17 protein-coding genes are annotated in these 19,830 nt (G+C 65.5%); 9 read left to right on the top strand and 8 right to left on the bottom strand.

The annotated features are described in order from the left end of the window. Positions 1-1,439: 1,439 nt before the first annotated feature. The 6 genes from FHS28_RS19355 to FHS28_RS19330 form a co-directional block, all read right to left on the bottom strand. Positions 1,440-2,000 carry a DUF2062 domain-containing protein gene (locus FHS28_RS19355; RefSeq protein WP_184295223.1) on the bottom strand — a complete coding sequence of 187 codons (561 nt, stop codon included), beginning with the start codon at positions 1,998-2,000 and terminating at the stop codon, positions 1,440-1,442. Positions 2,001-2,104: 104 nt separating this feature from the next. Next, a complete protein-coding gene (locus FHS28_RS19350) occupies positions 2,105-2,899 on the bottom strand; it encodes a peptidylprolyl isomerase (RefSeq protein WP_088454657.1) in 795 nt (264 codons plus the stop codon). A gap of 62 nt (positions 2,900-2,961) precedes the next feature. Continuing rightward, positions 2,962-3,291 carry a BolA family protein gene (locus tag FHS28_RS19345; protein ID WP_088454656.1) on the bottom strand — a complete coding sequence of 110 codons (330 nt, stop codon included), beginning with the start codon at positions 3,289-3,291 and terminating at the stop codon, positions 2,962-2,964. Positions 3,292-3,326: 35 nt separating this feature from the next. Next, positions 3,327-3,989 (bottom strand): septation protein A, encoded by a 663-nt coding sequence (locus FHS28_RS19340; protein WP_088454655.1) that lies wholly within the window; start codon positions 3,987-3,989, stop codon positions 3,327-3,329. A 21-nt stretch (positions 3,990-4,010) separates the two neighbouring features. After that, complete coding sequence (gene msrB / locus FHS28_RS19335; protein WP_088454654.1) at positions 4,011-4,448, bottom strand: peptide-methionine (R)-S-oxide reductase MsrB; 438 nt, start codon at positions 4,446-4,448, stop codon at positions 4,011-4,013. Continuing rightward, positions 4,445-5,989: a protein adenylyltransferase SelO gene (locus tag FHS28_RS19330; protein WP_246410366.1), complete on the bottom strand. Its 1,545-nt coding sequence runs from the start codon at positions 5,987-5,989 to the stop codon at positions 4,445-4,447. Before FHS28_RS19330 ends, msrB begins: the two co-directional genes overlap by 4 nt. 270 nt (positions 5,990-6,259) lie before the next feature. On the opposite strand from FHS28_RS19330, the gene FHS28_RS19325 reads away from it, so the two are divergent. The 6 genes from FHS28_RS19325 to FHS28_RS19300 all read left to right on the top strand — a co-directional run bounded on the left by FHS28_RS19325 (position 6,260) and on the right by FHS28_RS19300 (position 13,482). Beyond that, the gene (locus tag FHS28_RS19325; protein ID WP_088454652.1) at positions 6,260-7,921 is read left to right on the top strand and encodes a 3-(methylthio)propionyl-CoA ligase; all 1,662 of its coding nucleotides are present in this window, start codon (positions 6,260-6,262) and stop codon (positions 7,919-7,921) included. 113 nt (positions 7,922-8,034) lie between these two features. Then, positions 8,035-9,297, top strand: coding sequence for a branched-chain amino acid ABC transporter substrate-binding protein (locus FHS28_RS19320; RefSeq protein WP_088454651.1), 1,263 nt, complete (start codon positions 8,035-8,037; stop codon positions 9,295-9,297). Between the two features lie 202 nt (positions 9,298-9,499). Continuing rightward, positions 9,500-10,444 carry a branched-chain amino acid ABC transporter permease gene (locus tag FHS28_RS19315; RefSeq protein ID WP_221194092.1) on the top strand — a complete coding sequence of 315 codons (945 nt, stop codon included), beginning with the start codon at positions 9,500-9,502 and terminating at the stop codon, positions 10,442-10,444. A gap of 2 nt (positions 10,445-10,446) precedes the next feature. Further along, entirely contained in the window at positions 10,447-11,907 is a 1,461-nt protein-coding gene (locus FHS28_RS19310; protein ID WP_088454650.1) for a branched-chain amino acid ABC transporter permease, read from the top strand. A 16-nt stretch (positions 11,908-11,923) separates the two neighbouring features. Then, entirely contained in the window at positions 11,924-12,721 is a 798-nt protein-coding gene (locus FHS28_RS19305) for an ABC transporter ATP-binding protein (protein WP_088454649.1), read from the top strand. A gap of 59 nt (positions 12,722-12,780) precedes the next feature. Next, on the top strand, positions 12,781-13,482 hold the full coding sequence (locus FHS28_RS19300) for an ABC transporter ATP-binding protein (protein WP_088454665.1): 702 nt from the start codon (positions 12,781-12,783) through the stop codon (positions 13,480-13,482). Positions 13,483-13,505: 23 nt separating this feature from the next. Here the strand turns inward: FHS28_RS19300 and FHS28_RS19295 are convergent, their stop codons facing one another. Next, positions 13,506-13,910, bottom strand: coding sequence for a DUF1801 domain-containing protein (locus tag FHS28_RS19295; RefSeq protein ID WP_088454648.1), 405 nt, complete (start codon positions 13,908-13,910; stop codon positions 13,506-13,508). Positions 13,911-14,383: 473 nt separating this feature from the next. On the opposite strand from FHS28_RS19295, the gene FHS28_RS19290 reads away from it, so the two are divergent. Further along, positions 14,384-14,827, top strand: a complete 444-nt coding sequence (locus tag FHS28_RS19290; RefSeq protein ID WP_184295220.1) for a hypothetical protein — start codon at positions 14,384-14,386, stop codon at positions 14,825-14,827. A 59-nt stretch (positions 14,828-14,886) separates the two neighbouring features. Here the strand turns inward: FHS28_RS19290 and FHS28_RS19285 are convergent, their stop codons facing one another. After that, positions 14,887-16,263, bottom strand: a complete 1,377-nt coding sequence (locus FHS28_RS19285; protein WP_088454646.1) for a hypothetical protein — start codon at positions 16,261-16,263, stop codon at positions 14,887-14,889. A gap of 206 nt (positions 16,264-16,469) precedes the next feature. On the opposite strand from FHS28_RS19285, the gene FHS28_RS19280 reads away from it, so the two are divergent. Both FHS28_RS19280 and FHS28_RS19275 read left to right on the top strand, forming a co-directional pair. Continuing rightward, positions 16,470-18,566 (top strand): 3-hydroxyacyl-CoA dehydrogenase NAD-binding domain-containing protein, encoded by a 2,097-nt coding sequence (locus FHS28_RS19280; RefSeq protein ID WP_088454645.1) that lies wholly within the window; start codon positions 16,470-16,472, stop codon positions 18,564-18,566. A 16-nt stretch (positions 18,567-18,582) separates the two neighbouring features. Beyond that, complete coding sequence (locus FHS28_RS19275; RefSeq protein ID WP_088454644.1) at positions 18,583-19,758, top strand: acetyl-CoA C-acyltransferase; 1,176 nt, start codon at positions 18,583-18,585, stop codon at positions 19,756-19,758. Positions 19,759-19,830: the final 72 nt, after the last annotated feature.

The following is a 19,830-nucleotide window of genomic DNA, read 5'->3' as shown; positions in this document are numbered from 1 at the left end:
GGTTTAACCACCATCGCCTGCTTGCGCCCATCGGCCACATCCCGCCCGCTGAGGCCGAGGCAAACTACTATCGGCAACTCGCCAGTCAGAACTCCCCCGTAATGGCCTGACTTAAACCAAACAGCCTCCGCGGAAACCGGGTTGATTCACTGCTGCCCGAAAGCTGTCTGTGATTGAGATGACAGGTGAGTGGCAGCGCCCACTGCAAAGCCGTCGCCACACTTGTTGCTCAACCCCGTCTCAAATCATCGCCCTGGCATAGACCCTGGCTGGCCAACTCCTGGAGGTCAATTCAGTCGTTGATGCATTCGAGCATTCTAGGCAGCGCTTTGCGGAGCAACATGACTTCGATGGCCGCCTACGTTTGGCAGCCTAAACGAGATGAAGCAAATCATCGAAGGCTGCTTTCAGCTAACCCCTGCGGTTGGCACGGTAAAGATCTCCAAAGTTTGAAAACCCGCCAGGTGGGCAGCGGACAGCGAATGTGAGTTTTTGGGGCAACTAGCATCCGCAAGCACCCTCAACAGGGATCGCACGACTGCGGAGCTTGCCATCGCGCACGAGGAGCTTGCCGCGCAGGACAACGCCCTCCGACTCTGCATATGAGCTGGCGGGCGTCTGGACTTCTCTACAGGCGAGGATTGCCGTCAGGTCCCGCGTCCCGAAAGTCCAGGTGGTGCCATGCTTGGTGCCCGTTTGACGCAGGAGCGGCAGCTCGCGCGTGTCGCCGCCGATCTGGATGAAAGCATGTGGCTGCTGCTCTGAGCGACTTGGCCCCAAGGCCCAACCAATCAACGAAGAACCCGCGCTTGAGCCCACACGATGGAATGTGCACGAACAGCCTTCAATCCGGCGATAAACGTCGTCAGGGAGCGCCTCTAATGAGATGACGTTTGCCCCTGCGCTTTGGATGAGCAACAGGGTGCAGGCTGCGATAGAGCGACGGACATTCATGAATGATCTTGAGATCTAGGCTCCGACCCTTGCCTGGACCAAACGCACCATCACGAGATACCCCCAAGTCGGAAACACAGGCAAGCGAAGCTGCTCGTCCGAGGTAGCTGGCCTAACAACGTCATACCCCCGCATGAGCATGCAATTCCGGCCCGGCTGTTCCGACAGGAATTCCCCCACCTCAATGCCATCCGCTTCGAGCGGCCGGTTGCCGAGAATCTCCCCGCCCGTCTCCCAGATGGATCGCAGATGAATCTGCCCCTGCGCACGGGTCGCGCAGCCCGCAAGACTGTCTACGCTTGGGGGTGAGGTACCCACCCAGTCCATCACCCCGGCCAGCAGCATGCTTCGCTGGCCCGGTCCCGCATCCGCCTTGATGGCGATGACCCGGCCGCAACCAAACTTGCCGTCTGCCAGCGGCAGTGCCCAAAAGTCCCCGGGCTGGAGCTTCGTGGTGGACGTCGGCCTGAACGGATACACCCGCATCAAATCCTCAGCGCCCGCTCCCGCAACCGCCGCCGCCGCTCCATCCGGATGACCATCCACCACCCGATGTAGACGATGACATACAGGCTCGCCCCCAGCACGATGCCCGCCAGCGGCAACCCGACCAGCAGCGGCGTCCCCAGCTCCGCGAACCACTGCGCCACCGCCGGCCACCAGCTCGACGGCTGTGACCAATCCAGCGCCAGTTCCTTCGGCGCCGAAATCGGCCCGTGAATGCCCAGCACCTGACGGCCCAGGAAAATCGCCAGCCCCCAGATCGGCACCAGCGTCAGCGGATTCGTCAGCCAGGTGGCCGCGATTGCGGCCGCCACATTGGCGCGGAAGGCGATGGCCGCCAGCGCCGCCAGCAGCATCTGGGTGGGCAGCGGAATCACCCCCACCGCCAGCCCCACCGCCGCGCCCAGCGCCACCCGCCGCCGGTGCGCCACCCACAACCACGGCCGCTCCCGCAGATATTCACCCAACCAGCCCAGCCCCCGCGTGCGAGACAAGAATTCAGGCGAGGGCAGCAGACGCCGGGCCAAACGGGAAGCCGTCATGAAACTCATCCATCCAGAAAAAAAGCCCGCGGCTGACGTTCAGCAACACGGGCTTGCATCATGACGGCGACACAGTCAGCCGTCGAGTGCTTTCAGCGGGGACCTCAGTTCGAGAACTTGTAGTCCGTCTTGGCCTTGGTGCGCAGCTCTTCCTGGAAGGCGGCAACCTTCTGCTGGCTGATGCGCTGAACGATCTGGGCCTTCACGTCATCAAAGGCGGGGAACTGCGCGTCACGCACTTCTTCCAGCTTGATGATGTGGAAACCGAACTGGGTCTTGACCGGGGTCTGGGTCATTTCGCCGCCCTTGAGCTGGCTCAGTGCCTGACCGAATTCCGGCACGTAGGTGTCCGGGGTGGACCAGCCCAGGTCGCCACCGTTCTTGGCCGATTCGGTGTCGATCGAGCTCTTGCCTGCCAGGTCGTCAAACTTGGCGCCGCCGTTCAGCTGCTTGATCAGCGCCTTGGCTTCGTCTTCGGTCTTCACCAGGATGTGACGGGCGTGGTATTCCTTGCTCGGGGCCTGGGCCTTGAACTTGTCGTACTCGGCCTTGGCTTCGGCGTCGGTCACCGGGTTCTTCTTGGCGTAGTCGGCGAACAGCTCGCGGATCAGCAGCGACTGGCGGGCCAGTTCCAGCTGAGCCTTGTAGTCGTTCGAAGCAGCCAGACCGCGCTTCTCGGCTTCCTGCATGAAGATTTCACGCAGCACCACTTCGTCCTTGACCTTGCTTTCCATTTCCGGGCTGCGAGGCTGGCCACTCTTGGCGATCTGCGAGATCAGCAGGTCAGCACGGGCCTTCGGAACGGCCTTGCCGTTCACGATTGCGATGTTCTGCGCCATGGCCGGCAGGGACAGGGCGCCAAGGGCCGCCACAGTGGCGGCAAGCACAAACTTCTTCATGGATAAAGGGCCTTTCAGAGACTCCCGGTGAGCGTCAATCACGCTCCAAAACAAAGCGCCGATCAACGGCGCTGCTCATGGACCTTGTTCTGCTGTTCGTCGGGCGCGCGCGCATCAATGGCCAGCGCGTGAATGCCCTTCTTCATCAGATCGGCGAGGGCATCATATACGAGCCGATGCCGCGCCACCCTGGGTAAACCGGCAAAGCGCGGACTCACGATTTCAAGGTAATAGTGCCCCCCTTCGCGGGCCCCCGCATGGCCGGCATGCAAGGCGCTGTCATCGCGTAGTTGCATTGAGTCAGGGGCCAGCGCGGCCTGGACGCGCGCTTCAATCTCCGCCGCCAAGCCGCCCGCCGCTGCCGGGGCTGCGCTCGCGAAGCCCGTATCCATCGGGGTTCCCGGACCTTGCGGGTGCTGGGTGCCGCTCATCGACGCTGCTCCTGGGGATCTTTCGGGGTGTCCGCAGCCTCGGAGGGCTCCGGCAGGTAGCGGCTCATGTAGATCCCCTGGGCGAGGGTGAACAGCACAATCAGGCCAGTCGATCCGAAGGCCTTGAAGTTGGCCCAGGCGGCGCTGCTGAACTCGTAAGCGACGTAAAGATTGGCAAACCCCATGGCTCCGAAGAACAGGGCCCAGGCCCAATTCAGCCGATTCCACACCACGTCCGGCAGCTGCAGCTCACCGCCCAGCATCTTGCGCAGCAGGTTGCGGCCCAGCACCAGATGGCTGAACAGGAAGGTCAGCGCAAAGGCCCAGTACAGCAGCGAGGGCTTCCACTTGATGAAGACTTCGCTGTGGAAATAGATGGTGGCACTGCCCATCACCGTGACCAGCACCAGGCTGATCCACAGCATCAGATCGACCTTGCGGCGGGTGAGCTTGAGAAAGAGCACCTGCGCCACCGTGGCGGCCATGACCACCACCGTGGCCAGCAGCACCGGGGCCACTTCGGCCGGCACCTGGCCGCCGGAGACAAGAAAACCGAGATGTTCGGTGGCGAAACTGGCTGCCCACTCCGGCTGCGCGTCCGCGTACTTGAACGTCGCGAAAAACAGCAGGAGCGGCAGGAAATCGAGCAACAACTTCATTCGAAAAACCGGAAACGGCGCTCAGCGCTGAGGCTTGAAGTCTATCGCGGCCGAGTTGATGCAGAACCGCTCGCCGGTCGGTTCCGGTCCGTCGGGAAAGACGTGGCCGAGGTGGGTGCCACATTTGTTGCACCGCACTTCCACCCGCACCATGCCGTGGCTCTCGTCCACCACCCGTTCCACCACCTCCGAATTGATCGGCTCGTAGTAGCTGGGCCAGCCGCAGCCGGCGTCAAACTTGGTGTCCGCCTGGAACAGCGGTGTGCCGCAGCCCACGCAGTTGTACTGGCCGGATTCCCAGTGATCCCAGTACTTGCCGGTGAAGGCCCGCTCGGTCGCGGCGTGGCGGGCCACCTGATACTGGATCGGGTCGAGCTGCTCGCGCCATTCGGCGTCGGTCTTCTTGACTTCGTAGTCGCTGTCGCGGTCGCGTTCTTGATGGTTCACAGGCTTGCTCATGATGAACAGGACACCTCCAGATGTTGCGCCCAGTCGGGCGGAAGGCCGGCGTCTGCGGGGTTGAGGGGATCGTCGTACGGGCGGCTGAGCACCTGCTGCAGCCGCTGCACTTCGGAGAAATCGCCCGCTTCGGCTCGCTCGATGGCGGTCTGTGCCAGATGGTTGCGCAGCACCACCGCCGGATTGACCGCATTCATGCGCGCAGAACGCGCTTCAGACGACATAGATGGGTCGGCCGCCGACTTCTTCAAGCGCTCGGCATACCGCAGCGCCCAGGCATCGAAGGCCTCGCGGTCCAGGAAGAGGTCGCGCAGCGGCGCATGCACCGGGGCGTCGGCGGGCTGGTCCGGGTCGAAAGCGGACAGGCGGCGGTGCGCCAGGGTGTAGTCGCTCTGGTGCTTGGCCAGCAGGCGCAGCCAGTCGTCGATCAGCAGGCCGTCGTCGTCCAGTGCGTCCTGCAGGCCCAGCTTGGCCCGCATGGCACCCAGCAGGGCCTGGCCGAAGCGCTCGCGGTAGACCTCCAGTGCCTCCTGCAGTTCCTCGGCAGCGGCATCGGCGTCGCTGTCGGCCGTGGGCATCAGCGGGAACAGCGCTTGCGCCAGCGCATGCAGGTTCCACAGGCCGATCTGAGGCTGGCGGGCGAAGGCATACCGGCCCTGATGGTCGGAATGGTTGCAGATGTGGGCCGGGTTGAAGCCGTCCATAAAGCCGAACGGGCCGTAGTCGATGGTCAGGCCCAGCATCGACATGTTGTCGGTGTTCATCACGCCATGCATGAAACCCACCGCCTGCCACTGCGCGATCAGCTCCGCGGTCTGCGCGCAGACCCGGGCCAGCACCGCAGGCACCGGATTGGGCGCATCCGCGCAGTCTGGTGCATAGGCCTGCAGGAAATAGTCAAACAACTCGCGCAACTGATCATGCTGACCGTGATGCGCGAAATGCTCGAAGTGGCCAAAGCGCAGGAAGCTGGGCGCGACGCGGGTGACCACGGCGGCGGTTTCCACCGCTTCCCGCTGCACCTTCAGGACCTGGGAGCCAACCAGACACAGCGCTCGCGTCGTCGGAATGCCCAGACCGGCCATCGCTTCGGAACAGAGATATTCACGGATGGACGAGCGCAGCACCGCGCGCCCGTCGCCGCGGCGGGAGTAGGGCGTCTGTCCGGCCCCCTTGAGCTGCAGCTCCAGCGGGCCGCCGGGCGCTTCGACTTCCCCCAGCCACAAGGCGCGACCGTCGCCGAGTTGTCCGGCCCACACCCCAAACTGGTGCCCGCTGTAGACGCTGGCCAGCGGCTGCATGCCGGGCAGGGGGGCGTTGCCGCTGAAGGCGGCGAGGGCGTCGGGACGCTCCCACCAGTCGGCCGGCCAGCCCAGCAGCTCGCTGCAGGACGGGCTCACCGCGATCCAGTGCGGGTCCGGCAGGCTCGACGCCTTCAGCTCGGTGAAGAACGCCGGTCCCAGCTGATGGAAGCGATTGGAAAACCGTGGTGGGAACGGTGACGACGAGGACTCCACCGCCGCCCCCGAGGGCGCAAACATCTCTGGCGCATTCATCCGGGCAGTGTACCGAGGGGGCCGCACCGTCATCGCCGTAGGGACAAGCCCGCAGTGGGCCGCCGCGCCTACCGCAGCCACGTGCTCCGCCACCCACCCCCGGTTCAGGCACCGTAAGTAAATATCCTTATGCCGTACGGTCGGTGGCGTCACTAGGGTGACGTTACCCGCACCGGGGCGGACATAGACTGATCCAAACACAGGACTGCCTACCCCTGATGAGTCAGGACAGTCCCGCAGATCAAGGAGACATGGATGGCACTGTTGGGCCAGATGATGTCGATGCCGTTGCTGATCTCTTCATTGATCCAGCATGCGGCCCGGCACGCCGGAGACACCGAGATCGTGAGCAAGCGCTGTGAAGGCGACTTGCACCGGAGCACCTGGGCGGAGGTGGAGCTGCGATCGCGCCAGCTCGCACAGGCGCTGGGGCGGCTGGGACTGTCCGCCGGAGAGCGGGTGGGCACGCTGGCGTGGAACGGTCATCGCCACCTGGAGATCTACTACGGCACCTCCGGTTCCGGTCTGGTCTGCCACACGATCAACCCGCGCCTGTTCCCCGAGCAGATCGCCTGGATTGCCAACGATGCGCAGGACAGCGCCCTGTGCTTTGATCTGACCTTCCTGCCGCTGGTGGAGAAGATCGCGCCGCAGCTGGTCACCGTGCGGCACTTCATCCTGATGACCGACCGGGCGCACATGCCGGCCGAGACGTCGATCCCGAACCTGTTGTGCTTTGACGATCTGGTCGCCGCGGAAGACGGCCACTACACCTGGCCGCTGCTGGATGAGGACACCGCCTCCACCATCTGCTACACCAGCGGCACGACCGGCCATCCCAAGGGTGCCGTCTACAGCCACCGCAGCACCGTGCTGCATGCCTTCGGCGCCGCCCTGCCGGACGCCATGGCCTGCACACGGCGCGACGTCATCCTGCCGGTGGTGCCGATGTTCCACGTCAATGCCTGGGGCCTGCCCTACAGCACCGCGCTGGTGGGCGCCAAGGTGGTGTTCCCCGGACCGCATCTGGACGGCAAGTCGCTCTACGAGCTCTTCGAAAAGGAGCAGGTCACCTTCAGCGCGGGGGTGCCCACCGTCTGGCTGGGCCTGATCAACTACGTGAGCAGCCAGGGGCTGAAGTTCAGCACCTTCAAGCGCACGGTGATCGGCGGTTCCGCCTGCCCGCCCGCCATGCTCGCCACGCTGATGGACGACTACGGGGTGGAGGTGGTGCACGCCTGGGGCATGACCGAGCTGTCGCCGCTGGGCACGCTCAGCCGCCTGAGCAGCAAGCATCTGGCCCTGCCGCCGGCCGAGCAGCGCCGCCTGCTGGAGAAGCAGGGCAAGGCGATCTACGGCATCGACATGACCATCATCGACGACGCCCGTCGCGAACTGCCGTGGGACGGCCGCAGTGCCGGCAACCTGGTGGTGCGCGGGTCCTGGGTGATCTCCAGCTACTACGGCCATGAAGACACCCCGCTGATCCCGGTGGCCGGCCGCGACGGACGCGAGGCCGGGCTGTGGTTCCCCACCGGCGATGTCGCCACCATCGATGAAGACGGCTTCATGCAGATCACCGACCGCAGCAAGGACGTGATCAAGTCCGGTGGGGAATGGATCAGCTCGATCGACCTGGAAAACATCGCCATGGCGCATCCGGCGGTGCATGAAGCGGCGGTGATCGCCGTGGCCCATCCGAAGTGGGATGAACGCCCGCTGCTGGTGGTGGTGACCAAGCCCGGGGCCAGCCTCACCCGGGACGACATGCTCAAGTTCTACGAGGGCAAGATTGCCAAATGGCAAGTCCCGGATGACGTCGTGTTCGTGAATGAAATTCCGCACACCGCCACCGGCAAGATGCTCAAGCTGAAGCTGCGCGAGCAGTTCCGCACTCACACGCTGCCCAGCGCGTGACGCTCAGGAGTTCCGTGCGTTCCCCCCACCCGATGGGCTTGGCCCCACCGGAGTAGGGAACCGCGTTTCGCTGTTCCCCGCCGTGCCTACAACCATATCAGGAGACAAATCCCATGAGCCAGCACAGCCACCAGCGTTCCCTCCGACTGATTGTCCAGCCCCTGGCTGCCGCCGCCCTTCTGGCCGTGGCCATGGGCAGCGCCTACGCGCAAAAGGGCGAGACGGTGAAGATCGCCTGGATCGACCCTTTGTCCGGCCTCATGGCCCCGGTGGGCCAGAACCAGGTCAAGAGCTTCCAGTTCTTCGCCGAGAAGTTCAACGCCACCAATCCGGCGGGCGTGAAGTTCGAGATCATCGCCATCGACAACAAGCTGAGCCCGGCGGAATCGCTCAATGCGCTGAAGTCCGCGATTGACCAGGGCGTGCGCTACGTCACCCAGGGCAACGGCTCCGGCGCGGCGCTGGCCATCATCGATGCGGTCAACAAGCACAACGAGCGCAATCCCGGCAAGGAAGTGGTCTACCTCAACCACTCGGCGGTGGACCCGGATCTGACCAACAGCAAGTGCAGCTACTGGCACTTCCGCTTTGATGCCGACACCTCGATGAAGATGGAGGCCATCACCACCTTCCTGAAGGAACAGCCGGAGGTGAAGAAGGTCTACCTGCTCAATCAGAACTATGCGCACGGTCAGCAGGTGGCCAAATATGCCAAGGAGATGCTGGCCAAGAAGCGCCCGGATGTGCAGGTGGTGGGCGAAGACCTGCATCCGCTGGCCCAGGTGCGGGACTTCGCGCCGTATGTGGCCAAGATCAAGGCCTCCGGTGCGGACACGGTGATCACCGGCAACTGGGGCTCGGACCTGGCGCTGCTGATCAAGGCCGCCAACGAAGCCGGCTACAACGGCAAGTTCTTCACCTACTACGCCGGCGTCAGCGGCACGCCGACGGCGATGGGCGCGAGCGGTGCCGGCCGGGTCTATCAGGTGGCCTACAACTACAACAACATGGGCGGCCAGATGGACCAGTGGGCCAATGAATACAAGGCCAAGTTCGGCGACGACTTCTACACCGGCTCCATCATTCACATCTACAACGCGCTGGGCAACGCCATGGCCAAGGCCAAGAGCACCGATCCGGTGAAGGTGGCCGCCGCGCTGGAAGGCCTGCGCTACAAGACCTTTAATGGCGATGTGGAGATCCGCAAGACCGACCACCAGCTGCAGCAGCCGCTCTACATCTCGGTGTGGCAGAAGGTCGATGCCAAGCATCCCTACAACGTGGAAAACACCGGCTTCAACTTCGCGCCAGTGAAGACGTATGACGCCTATGTCTCTTCCACGCCGACCTCCTGCCAGATGAAGCGGCCGAGCTGACGCCGGCCCCGCCGATGACGGGGTCACGGCGGTGACTCTGCTCGCACGGTCGGGCGGTCATCCGCCGCCGTCATGGGCGGTTTCTCGATAGGCTGCGGCCTGCGCATCGGGGCGGCCTGTCGTCCCGAAGGGATGGGTGTTTGCTGTGGAACAACTCTTGATCAATCTGCTGAACGGGCTGTCCTCCGGACTGCTGCTGTTCATGCTGAGCTCCGGCCTCACGCTGATTTTCAGCATGATGGGTGTGCTGAATTTCGCCCATGCCAGCTTCTACATGCTCGGCGCTTATGTGGCCTACAGCATGGCGGGCTGGCTCGGCTTCTGGCCGGCGCTGTTCCTGGCGCCGCTGGCGGTGGGGGCGATGGGCGCGCTGTTCGAGCGCGGGGCCCTGCGGCGTGTCCACAAGTTCGGCCATGTGGCGGAGTTGCTCATCACCTTCGGTCTGTCGTATGTGGTGCTGGAACTGGTGCAGCTGGTGTGGGGCCGCACGGCAGTGCCGTTTTCTCCGCCTGCCTCCTTGCAAGGCGCCGCCTTCACCCTGGTGCACGCGCCGGGGCAGGGGTTGCAGTGGGTCTGGGGGGAAGCCGCTCCGGCACTGTGTGCGGCAGCCTCTTGCTCCAAGTTTCCGCTTACCCGCGCCTTCATGATGCTGGTCGCGCTGGGCATGCTTGTCGCGTTGTGGCTGCTGCTGACCCGCACCCGCATCGGGCTGGTCATCCAGGCGGCGCTCACCCATCCGGAAATGGTGGAGTCCCTCGGGCACAACGTGCCGCGGGTATTCATGCTGGTGTTCGGCAGCGGCTGCGCCCTGGCGGCGCTGGCTGGCGTCATTGGCGGCATCACCTTCGTGACCGAGCCGGCCATGGCAGTGATCGTCGGCTCCATCATCTTTGTGGTGGTGGTCGTGGGCGGGGTCGGGTCGCTGGCGGGGGCGTTTGTGGCTTCCATCCTGATCGGGCTGTTGCAGACCCTGCCGCTGACGGTGGATGCCTCGCTGGCCAGCCTCTTCAAGGCCACGCCGGACACCTTCGGTTATCCGCTGCTCAAGCTCACGCTCGCCCAGGTGGCGCCCATCCTGCCGTATCTGCTGATGGTGCTGATCCTGATCTTCCGGCCCAAGGGCCTGCTCGGCAACCGGGAGGACTGACCATGTCAGCCGTGATGCCCTCCGCGCCCGCCACTTCGGCGGCTGCCGCTGCCTCGGTGGCCACCGGTGCCGCTGGCGCGCCCGTTGCGTCCGCGACGAACGCACCCAATAGCGCCAACAGCGCCAACAACGCGAACGACCCCAACGCGCGGCGGTCGGCCCGTGTGCCACGCGGCCAGAGCTACCACTTCAAGCCCTACAACGTCGGCCGCTGGCTGGTGTGGGGCGCGTATGCGCTGGCTCTGCTGGTGGCGCCGATGCTGTGGACCAGCAGCCTGGCGCAGACGATGCTCTCCCAGATCGGCATCGCCATCATTGCCTGCCTGTCCTATAACCTGCTGCTGGGGCAGGGCGGCATGCTCAGCTTCGGCCATGCGGTCTACAGCGGCCTGGGCGCTTACCTAGCCATTCACACGCTCAATGCGGTGTCCGGCGGTCAGATGGCCTGGCTGCCGGTAAGCCTGATCCCCATCGTGGGCGGCCTGGCCGGCCTGGCCTTCGCCGCGCTGTTCGGCTATGTCTCCACTAAGAAGTCCGGCACGCCGTTCGCGATGATCACGCTGGGGCTGGCCGAGCTGATCTGGTCGATGTCCCTGATGCTGCCGGAGTTCTTCGGGGGCGAGGGCGGCATCTCCGGCAACCGGGTTGTCGGGGCGCCGGTTCTGGGCATCAGCTTCGGGCCGCAGGTGCAGGTGTACTACCTCATCGCGCTGTACTGCTTCATCTGCACTGGGCTGATGTTTGCCTTCACCCGCACACCGCTGGGGCGCATGCTCAATGCGGTCCGGGACAATCCGGAGCGGGTTCAGTTCATCGGCTACGACACCCAGTGGGTGCGCTTCCTGGCCTTCATGATTGCCGGCTTCTTCGCCGGCGTGTCTGGCGGGCTGTCGGCGCTGAACTTCGAGATCGTCACGGCGGAGGTGGTGGGTGCGGCGCGCTCCGGTGCCTACCTGCTGTTCACCTTCCTCGGCGGCGCCACGTTCTTCTTCGGACCGATCATCGGCGCGGTGCTGATGGTGGTCGCGCTGGTGCTGCTGTCGGAGCTGACCAAGGCCTGGCTGCTCTATCTGGGCCTGATCTTCCTCTTCATGGTGATGTATGCGCCGGGCGGTTTTGCCTCGCTCATCATGATGAACCTGCGTCTGGCCGCCTTCGGCAAGCTGCGTTCGATCTGGACCGCCTACCTCGCCCTGGGGGCCACGGCCCTGATGGCGCTGCTGGGGGGCTCGGTGATGGTGGAGATGCTCTACCACCTGCAGCTCAACGAGGCGCTGGGCCCGGAGGTGCATGTGCTGGGCATGCAGCTCAATGCCAAGGGCCTGGATGCGTGGTTCGGCGCCGGCTTTGTGCTGGTGACGGGGCTCGCGCTGTTCGAGCTGACGCGCCGGGCGTTCCTGCAGGACTGGAATGCCGCGCAGGAAGAGATCGAAAAAGAGATCAAGCGCAGGGAAAGCCTGTGAACCCGGGGAGCATTGCATGAGCACATCCGTGAACAACCCGCCCTGGGCCCTGGAGCTGCGCAGCCTGCGCAAGAGCTTCGGACGCAGCGAGATCATCCGCGGCGCGGAACTGGCGGTGAAGCCGGGCGAGCGCGTGGCCATCATCGGTCCCAACGGCGCTGGCAAATCCACGTTGTTCAACCTGATCAGCGGCCGGTTTGCGCCGAGCAGCGGAGAGATCAAGCTGTTTGGTGAGCGCATCGACCAACTGGCGCCGCACCAGATCAACCGGCGCGGCCTGTCGCGGAGCTTCCAGGTGTCCAACCTGTTCACCCGGCTGTCGGTGTTCGAGAACATCCGCTGCGCGCTGCTGTGGTCGATGGGGCATCGCTACGCCTTCTGGAAGTTCCTGGCGGGCCTGGACGACCTCAACGACCGTGCCGACGAACTGCTGGAGATGCTGCATCTGGACAAGAAACGCGACGTGCCGGCGATGAACCTCACCTATGCCGAGGCCCGGGCGCTGGAGATCGGCATCACCATCGCCGGCGGCGCCAAGGTGATTCTTCTGGATGAGCCCACCGCCGGCATGAGCAAGAGCGAAACCAAGCGCTTCATTCAGCTCATCCGCCAGGTCACCGAAGGCCGCACGCTGCTGACGGTGGAACACGACATGGGGGTGGTGTTCGGCCTGGCCGACAAGATTGCGGTGCTGGTCTATGGGGAGGTCATCGCCTTCGACACACCGGACGCGGTGCGGGCCAACCCGCGGGTGCAGGAAGCGTATCTGGGCTCGGTGCTGGCGGAGTCCCAGGCACAGGGTGCGCACGCGTGAATCGGAGGGACAGCACGATGACCACAGCATTGAAGGACCCAGACATCCAGGTCGGCCGGCTGTTGAAGCTGGAGAACGTCCACGCGTTTTACGGCAAGAGCCACGTCCTGCACGGCGTGACGATGGAGGTGCGGCCCGGCGAGATCGTCAGCCTGCTGGGGCGCAACGGCTCCGGACGCTCCACCACCGTCAAGACCATCATGGGTCAGGTGGACGGCACCGGCTCGGTGTCATGGGGCGGGCGGGCGTTGCTGGGGCGCAAGGCCTATGAGATTGCCCATGAAGGCATCGGCTATGTGCCGGAGAACCGCGACATCTTCCCCAAGCTCACCGTCCACCAGAACCTGATGCTGGGGCAGAAGGGGGGGCGCGGCTCACGCCAGGCCCGCTGGGGCTTCAATGACATGTACCAGATGTTCCCGCGGCTCAAGGAGCGGCAGCACACCGAGGCCGGGGTGCTGTCCGGCGGCGAGCAGCAGATGCTGACACTGTGCCGCACCCTGATGGGCGACCCGGACCTGATCATGATCGACGAGCCCACCGAAGGCCTCGCGCCCAAGATCGTGGAGCTGGTGGCGGAGTACCTGAAAGAGCTGAAGCGGCGCGGCGTGTCGGTGCTGCTGGTGGAGCAGAAGCTGGCGATTGCGCTGGAAATCTCCGAACGCTGCTATGTGATGGGCCATGGCCGCATCGTGTTTGAAGGCACACCGGACGAGCTCAAGGCGAATGCGTATGTGCGCAAGGAGTGGCTGGAGGTCTGAGGCGGACCACACCCGGCATCAGGTCAGCTTCGATCACGATTGCGCGCCACGGCTGCACGCACGAGGGCCTGGAACGCGTCCTCGTCCAGCGGGTCGGATTCCTTCAGATCGATCGCGCGCCGCGTGCCGCCGTCCAGACTGGCATTGAACAGCTGATGCGGGTCGGGCAGGCTGGCACCGTAGGCGAAGGTGAGCTTGATCTTGTCCTTGTAGGTCTCACCGGTACAGATCAAGCCGTGGTCCGACCAGGTCGGCACACCCGCCGGGTTGGTGGGTTTCTTCCACTTGGCTTCCTCCGTCGCATCGGGTGCGGCCGCCTGGATCAGCGAGCGCAGATGATCCAACCGCTGGGCACGCCAGTCCGCCTTGGCAGCGGACGGCCCCGCTGCCTTGGCATGAGTGGAAGCAGCGCTTTTGGATACGGCCATGGACTCTCTCCTCAACAAGGCGGATGGAAGGAAGGCGCCCCCGGCAATGCGGATTCGCGCCCGGGCGGATCCAGAGGCTCGGGAATCAGACGATTCACCGGGGTGAGGGCACGTTAGCACGCAGCGCCTGCGCGGGCGCTGTTCCCGACCTCGTTCCGGCTTCGCTGTTCCCCTTCCGCCTCCCCTGCGCTCCTCCCTGCGCTACCCCCTTCCGCTTCGTATCTCTCTTCGCCTCCCCCTTCGGTGGGTGGGCCAGCGCACGCTCACTCGGTCAGCAAGGTGAAAACTTGTGTCGCGCGTCGCGAAACCCCGACCCGGGTCCCCTGTTCCGGGTGGGTCCGGCGCGTTACAGGCCCATGACACGGCACTACATTGGCTTGTCAAGGCACCCATCGAGGGCGCCGGACCCCGACTGGAGGCCCCTCGGCTGTCAGGCGCGGGTGATTCAGAAGTTCCAGAAGGAGCCAGACAACATGGAAATCGGGCAAGCGTGGAGCATCGTGGCGGGTGCAGTGGGTGGTGCGGCGGTCGTCGGCCTTGGCGCGAGCCTGTGGTGGCAGCGTCGGCTGGGCAAGGCCCGGAATCTGATCGAACAGCTGAAGGCCTCGCGGGACCTGCTGAACCAGCAGAACAGTCAGGCGCGGCGCCAGATTGAGCAGCTTCAGCTCGAAATGGGTGAACTTCGCCTGATCGCCGAGCGGGTGCGCCGCCGCGCGGCCAACACCGTCAGCCCACCGGATACCCTGGGTCCCCCGCTGGAGCCCCGTGTGGCCTCGCCGCTGGCCCCCCAGGCGATGGCGATGACGGCCCGTGTGGCGCAGGGCGGCGGCGCGGCTTTCCTGCCCACCCAGCATGAAGAGCTGGACGACAACAGCGGTTTTGCGCCGACGCAGATCGACCGCTCACGCGGGCGCTGACACCCGAGCCGGCACCGGCGCTGTCATCCCGGCGCTCGGACGCCGACCCAGGCGCATCCTCAGCGCCAGCCCCTTCCCGACCCGGCCGTCCCGGGCGGCCCAAGCGAGGCCACCAGTTCGGGGCCGCCCGATGACGTCATCGGCATGAACTGCGGCGGCGTCATGGGCGCATCCACCGGCGAAGTGACCGGTGAGCTCACCGGCGACACGACCGGCGACGTCACCTCGGACACCGGCGGAGACGCCAGGGTCTCGTCATCCCGCTCCGGGGAACTCCGGTTCAGCAGATGCGCGATCGCTTGCGGATCCCGCAGGCCGGCCAAGATGGCGGCCTGCACCACTCGCTCCCTCGTGCCGACGCTCTCCTCTGGCGTTTCATGGAGGCGCCAGACCCGAAGCGCTGCCAACTTATGAAGCTCCTCCGGGGGCCGCAGCTCAAAGCCCCTGGGCTCCCGCGGACGCACCACCGTGTCCCAACAGGCCTGAAGCGTTGGCCGCACGAAATTCTGGAACTCCTGGTAGTGGATGGTGTGCTGGCGGCGCACGAAGTCGAGCACGGCGGCATGGTTGCGCGCGGCGGCTCCCCACATCAGCTCCGGCGGTGAGGCTTCCATGAGCGACTCCATCGTCCGGCGCAGTCCCGGTCCGGGTTGCAGTCCTGAGCGCACTGCGCTCGCCGAGTCGAACAGCAGACTCCGAAGCAGCCGCTCCACCCGGGCAAACGCCTCCGGGGACAAGCGCGGAAGGGTGTCCGGATTCGCGATCCAGCCGCGAAGCCGGGACCGATCCGGCGGCACGGCCCACTCATCGGACACCACCAGCCGAGCGTCCAGACCGAGGCAGAGCCGGGACGGACCCGGCGGCGTCGTCTTGAATTCGCGCAGATCCAACGCCCTGGTGGCGGAGATCAGGGCACCGTCTTCATGGATGGCCAGGGCCGTGATCGCTCGCAGTTTGGGACAGGCACGCAGCCATTGGCGCACGGTGTCGGCGCTGCTGCCGGATGGCAGCGTCAGGCGCAGGCAATGGCGACCCAGGGCGGACCGCTGCTGGGGCGAAAGTTCGGCGACGCGGGCGACGGACCAGCCGGACAGATCCACCTCGGTCCGGGGCGCTTCGGTGGCCGATGAGGCGACGGACGGCGCGGCACTCGAGGTGGGTGTGGAACTGGACCGCACGCTGCGTCGCGCCAGTTCCTGGACCGTGGCAGCGGTGCGCGTGGCCGACGTCTGGCTTTCGCCCGAGGTGCTGCGGGACGACCGCTGCGAAGAACCCAGGCGGTGCAGAGGCGGCGGCGGTGGGTGGTGCGAACCTCCTGCGGGAGACGCGGGGGGCGCCAGATCGGCCTTCGACGGCGGCAGGCCCGCCGGAAGACGCAACCCGGCCAGCGGGGGCGTGCAGGCGTCGGGTTCGAAGTCGGCCGCTTCGATGTCCATCCTGGCGCGAGGGAAACAGCAACGCCACATGAAGAGGCCCTACGTCTGTGGTGATGCGGCGTGTGTCAACGAACGCCGCTCCCCGGTTCCCGCCCGGGACCCGATTGCGGGTTATCACTGGGGGCTGACGCTTTGTCGCCGCAGGGACATCACAGCGGCGAGCGCTCTGCCTAGAATCGAACGATCGTTCTTTTCAAGGAACACGCATGAGTGCCAACTACGAAGTCCGCGGCTCGGTCGCCGTGATCACGCTGAACAATCCGCCGGTGAACGGGCTGGGCCATGCCACGCGCAAGGCGACCGCCGAGGGCATCGAGCGGGCGGAGAACGACCCGGCCATCAAGGCGGTCGTGATCACCGGGGCCGGCAAGGCGTTTTCCGGGGGCGCGGACATCCGCGAATTCGGCTCGCCCAAGGCGCTGGCCGAACCCAATCTGCTGTCCCTGATTGCACGGGTCGAGTCCTGCAGCAAGCCGGTGGTGGCAGCCATTCACAGCGTCTGCATGGGCGGCGGCCTGGAGCTGGCGCTCGGGTGCCATTACCGGGTGGCGGCACCCGGCACCAAGGTGGCCCTGCCGGAAGTGAAGCTGGGCCTGCTGCCCGGCGCCGGTGGCACCCAGCGGCTGCCCCGCGCCCTGGGGGTGGAGCCGGCGCTCAACATGATCGTCAGCGGCGAGCCGGTGAACAGCGAGCTGCTGGCCCAGGTGCCCGGTCAGGTGCTGTTCCAGAAGATTCTGGACGGTGACCTGCTGGACGGTGCCGTCGCCTTCGCCATGGAAGTGGCCGACAAGCGCCCGCTGCCGCGGGTACGCGACCTGAAGGCCCAGCATCCGGAAGCCCAGGGCTTCTTCCAGTTCGCCCGCAACACGGTGCAGGCGATGAGCAAGCATTTCCCCGCGCCGCTGCAGTGCGTGGAGGCGGTGTCCGCCGCCGTCAGCCAGCGCTTCGAGGACGGCATGAAGGCCGAGCGCGAAGCCTTTGCCCAGCTGATGCTCACGCCGGAGTCCAAGGCGCTGCGCCACGCGTTCTTCGCCGAGCGCGCCGCCGCCAAAATTCCGGACGTGCCGGAAGACACGCCGCTGCGCGCCATCCAGAAGGTGGCCATCATCGGCGCCGGCACGATGGGCGGCGGCATTGCCATGAACTTCCTGAATGCCGGCATTCCGGTGACCTTGCTGGAAATGAAGATCGAAGCCCTGGACCGGGGCATCGAGACCATCCGCAAGAACTACGAAGCCCAGATCCGCAAGGGCAAGCTCAAGGAAGACAAATACGCGCAGCGCATGGCGCTGCTGCAGGGCACGCTGAGTTATGCCGAGATCGGGGACGCCGACCTCGTCATCGAGGCGGTGTTCGAGGACATCGGCGTCAAGGAACAGGTCTTCCGCCGTCTGGACGAAGTGATGAAGCCCGGCGCGATCCTGGCCTCCAACACCTCGACGCTGGACGTCAACAAGATTGCCTCCTTCACCAAGCGCCCGCAGGACGTGATCGGCACCCACTTCTTCAGCCCGGCCAACGTGATGAAGCTGCTGGAAGTGGTGCGCGGCGCCGCCACTGCCAAGGACGTGCTGGCCACGGTGATGGCGCTGGGCAAGAAGATCCGCAAGACCTGCGTCGTCTCCGGCGTGTGCGACGGCTTCATCGGCAACCGCATGATCGAGCAGTACAGCCGCCAGGCCGGTTTCCTGCTGGAAGAAGGCTGCACGCCGCAGCAGGTGGACAAGGCGATGGAGCGCTTCGGCTTCGCCATGGGTCCGTTCCGCATGGGTGACCTGGCCGGCAACGACGTGGGCTGGTACATCCGCAAGCGCCGCTACATCGAGAAACCGGACCTGCGTTATTCCAAGACCGCCGACCTGCTCTGCGAAATGGGCCGCTATGGCCAGAAGACCGGCGCGGGCTGGTACGACTACCAGCCGGGCAAGCGCGATGCGATTCCCTCCCGCACCGTGCTGGAGATGATCGACATGCACCGCTCGGCCCTGGGCATCACGCCGCGCAAGATCAGCGACGAAGAGATCGTGCAGCGCCTGGTGTTTGCACTGGTCAATGAAGGCGCGCGCATCCTGGAAGAAGGCATCGCGATGCGCGCCTCGGACATCGACATGGTCTACCTGACCGGCTACGGCTTCCCGCTGTGGCGCGGCGGCCCGATGTGCTATGCGGACACCGTGGGCCTGTACAACGTGGTTCAGACGATGAAGCGTTTTGCCCGCAACCCGCTGGACGACGGCAAGTTCTGGGAGCCGGCACCGCTGCTGGCGCGCCTGGCCGAGCAGGGCAAGGGCTTCACCGAATAAGACGAAGGAGCTGAGAATGAGCAATGCACTGATCGTGTCCACGGCCCGCACCCCGCTGGCCAAGAGCTGGAAAGGCTCCTTCAACATGACCCATGGCGCCACCCTGGGCGGCCATGTGGTGCGCGCCGCCGTGGAACGCGCCGGCCTGGAAGGCGGTGAGGTGGAAGACGTGCTGATGGGCTGTGCGACGCCGGAAGGCGCCACCGGCAGCAACATCGCGCGGCAGATCGCGCTGCGGGCGGGGCTGCCGGTGTCGGTGTCCGGCATGACCATCAACCGCTTCTGCTCCAGCGGCCTGCAGACCATCGCCACCGCCGCCCAGCGCATCATCGCGGGTGAGGGCGACGTGTATGTGGCCGGCGGCGTGGAGAGCATCTCCTGCGTCCAGAACGAAGCCAACCGGCACATGATCCATGAGAGCTGGCTGTCGCAGCACAAGCCGGAGATCTACTGGTCGATGCTGCAGACGGCGGAGAACGTGGCTCAGCGCTACAAGATCCCCAAGGAGCGGATGGACCAGTACGGCGCGGGCAGCCAGCAGAAAGCCTGCGCAGCGCAGGCGGAAGGGCTGTTCAATGCGGAGATCGTGCCCATCACCGTCACCCGCGGCGTGGCCGACAAGGTGCGCGGCATGATGACGCAGGAAGCCACCGTCAGCGTGGATGAAGGCCTGCGGGTGGGCACCACCTACGAGAGCATCAAGGACATCCGCACGGCGGTGCCCGGCGGCGTGGTGACGGCCGGCAATGCCAGCCAGTTCAGCGACGGGGCTGGTGCCTGCGCGGTGGTCAGCGAAGCCTATGCGCAGCGCAAGGGCCTGAAGCCGCTGGGCCGGTTCCTGGGCTTTGCGGTGGCCGGTTGTGAGCCCGATGAAATGGGCATCGGCCCGGTGTTCGCGGTGCCCAAGGTGCTCAAGCGCCTGGGCCTGACGGTGGCCGACATCGACCTGTGGGAGCTCAACGAAGCTTTTGCGGTGCAGGTGCTGTATTGCGCCGACCGGCTGGGCATTCCGATGGACCGCCTCAATGTGAACGGTGGCGCGATTGCGCTGGGTCACCCGTATGGCGTGTCCGGCCAGCGGCTCACCGGCCATGCGCTGATCGAGGGCAAGCGTCGCGGCGCCAAGCGGGTGTGCGTGACGATGTGCATCGGCGGCGGCATGGGCGCTGCGGGTGTGTTTGAAGTGCTCTGACCGCCGTGCTGCGATGGCAGCAGGTGGATGGCACTGAGACCGTGTGGCCGGGCCCGTCCCGGCGCGGAGAAG

The organism is Roseateles terrae, from assembly GCF_014192155.1.
Classification (GTDB): domain Bacteria; phylum Pseudomonadota; class Gammaproteobacteria; order Burkholderiales; family Burkholderiaceae_C; genus Roseateles; species Roseateles terrae.
The sequence above is the reverse complement of the archived record's forward strand: the minus strand, read 5'-3'. Positions and strand labels throughout refer to the sequence as shown.

Excerpts from the sequence above, each read along its gene's own strand:
- FHS28_RS19355 (WP_184295223.1), bottom strand. The coding sequence starts at position 2,000 with ATGACGGCTTCCCGTTTGGCCCGGCGTCTGCTGCCCTCGCCTGAATTC.
- FHS28_RS19350 (WP_088454657.1), bottom strand. The coding sequence starts at position 2,899 with ATGAAGAAGTTTGTGCTTGCCGCCACTGTGGCGGCCCTTGGCGCCCTG.
- FHS28_RS19345 (WP_088454656.1), bottom strand. The coding sequence starts at position 3,291 with ATGGATACGGGCTTCGCGAGCGCAGCCCCGGCAGCGGCGGGCGGCTTG.
- FHS28_RS19340 (WP_088454655.1), bottom strand. The coding sequence starts at position 3,989 with ATGAAGTTGTTGCTCGATTTCCTGCCGCTCCTGCTGTTTTTCGCGACG.
- msrB (WP_088454654.1), bottom strand. The coding sequence starts at position 4,448 with ATGAGCAAGCCTGTGAACCATCAAGAACGCGACCGCGACAGCGACTAC.
- FHS28_RS19330 (WP_246410366.1), bottom strand. The coding sequence starts at position 5,989 with ATGTTTGCGCCCTCGGGGGCGGCGGTGGAGTCCTCGTCGTCACCGTTC.
- FHS28_RS19325 (WP_088454652.1), top strand. The coding sequence starts at position 6,260 with ATGGCACTGTTGGGCCAGATGATGTCGATGCCGTTGCTGATCTCTTCA.
- FHS28_RS19320 (WP_088454651.1), top strand. The coding sequence starts at position 8,035 with ATGAGCCAGCACAGCCACCAGCGTTCCCTCCGACTGATTGTCCAGCCC.
- FHS28_RS19315 (WP_221194092.1), top strand. The coding sequence starts at position 9,500 with ATGCTGAGCTCCGGCCTCACGCTGATTTTCAGCATGATGGGTGTGCTG.
- FHS28_RS19310 (WP_088454650.1), top strand. The coding sequence starts at position 10,447 with ATGTCAGCCGTGATGCCCTCCGCGCCCGCCACTTCGGCGGCTGCCGCT.
- FHS28_RS19305 (WP_088454649.1), top strand. The coding sequence starts at position 11,924 with ATGAGCACATCCGTGAACAACCCGCCCTGGGCCCTGGAGCTGCGCAGC.
- FHS28_RS19295 (WP_088454648.1), bottom strand. The coding sequence starts at position 13,910 with ATGGCCGTATCCAAAAGCGCTGCTTCCACTCATGCCAAGGCAGCGGGG.
- FHS28_RS19290 (WP_184295220.1), top strand. The coding sequence starts at position 14,384 with ATGGAAATCGGGCAAGCGTGGAGCATCGTGGCGGGTGCAGTGGGTGGT.
- FHS28_RS19285 (WP_088454646.1), bottom strand. The coding sequence starts at position 16,263 with ATGGACATCGAAGCGGCCGACTTCGAACCCGACGCCTGCACGCCCCCG.
- FHS28_RS19280 (WP_088454645.1), top strand. The coding sequence starts at position 16,470 with ATGAGTGCCAACTACGAAGTCCGCGGCTCGGTCGCCGTGATCACGCTG.
- FHS28_RS19275 (WP_088454644.1), top strand. The coding sequence starts at position 18,583 with ATGAGCAATGCACTGATCGTGTCCACGGCCCGCACCCCGCTGGCCAAG.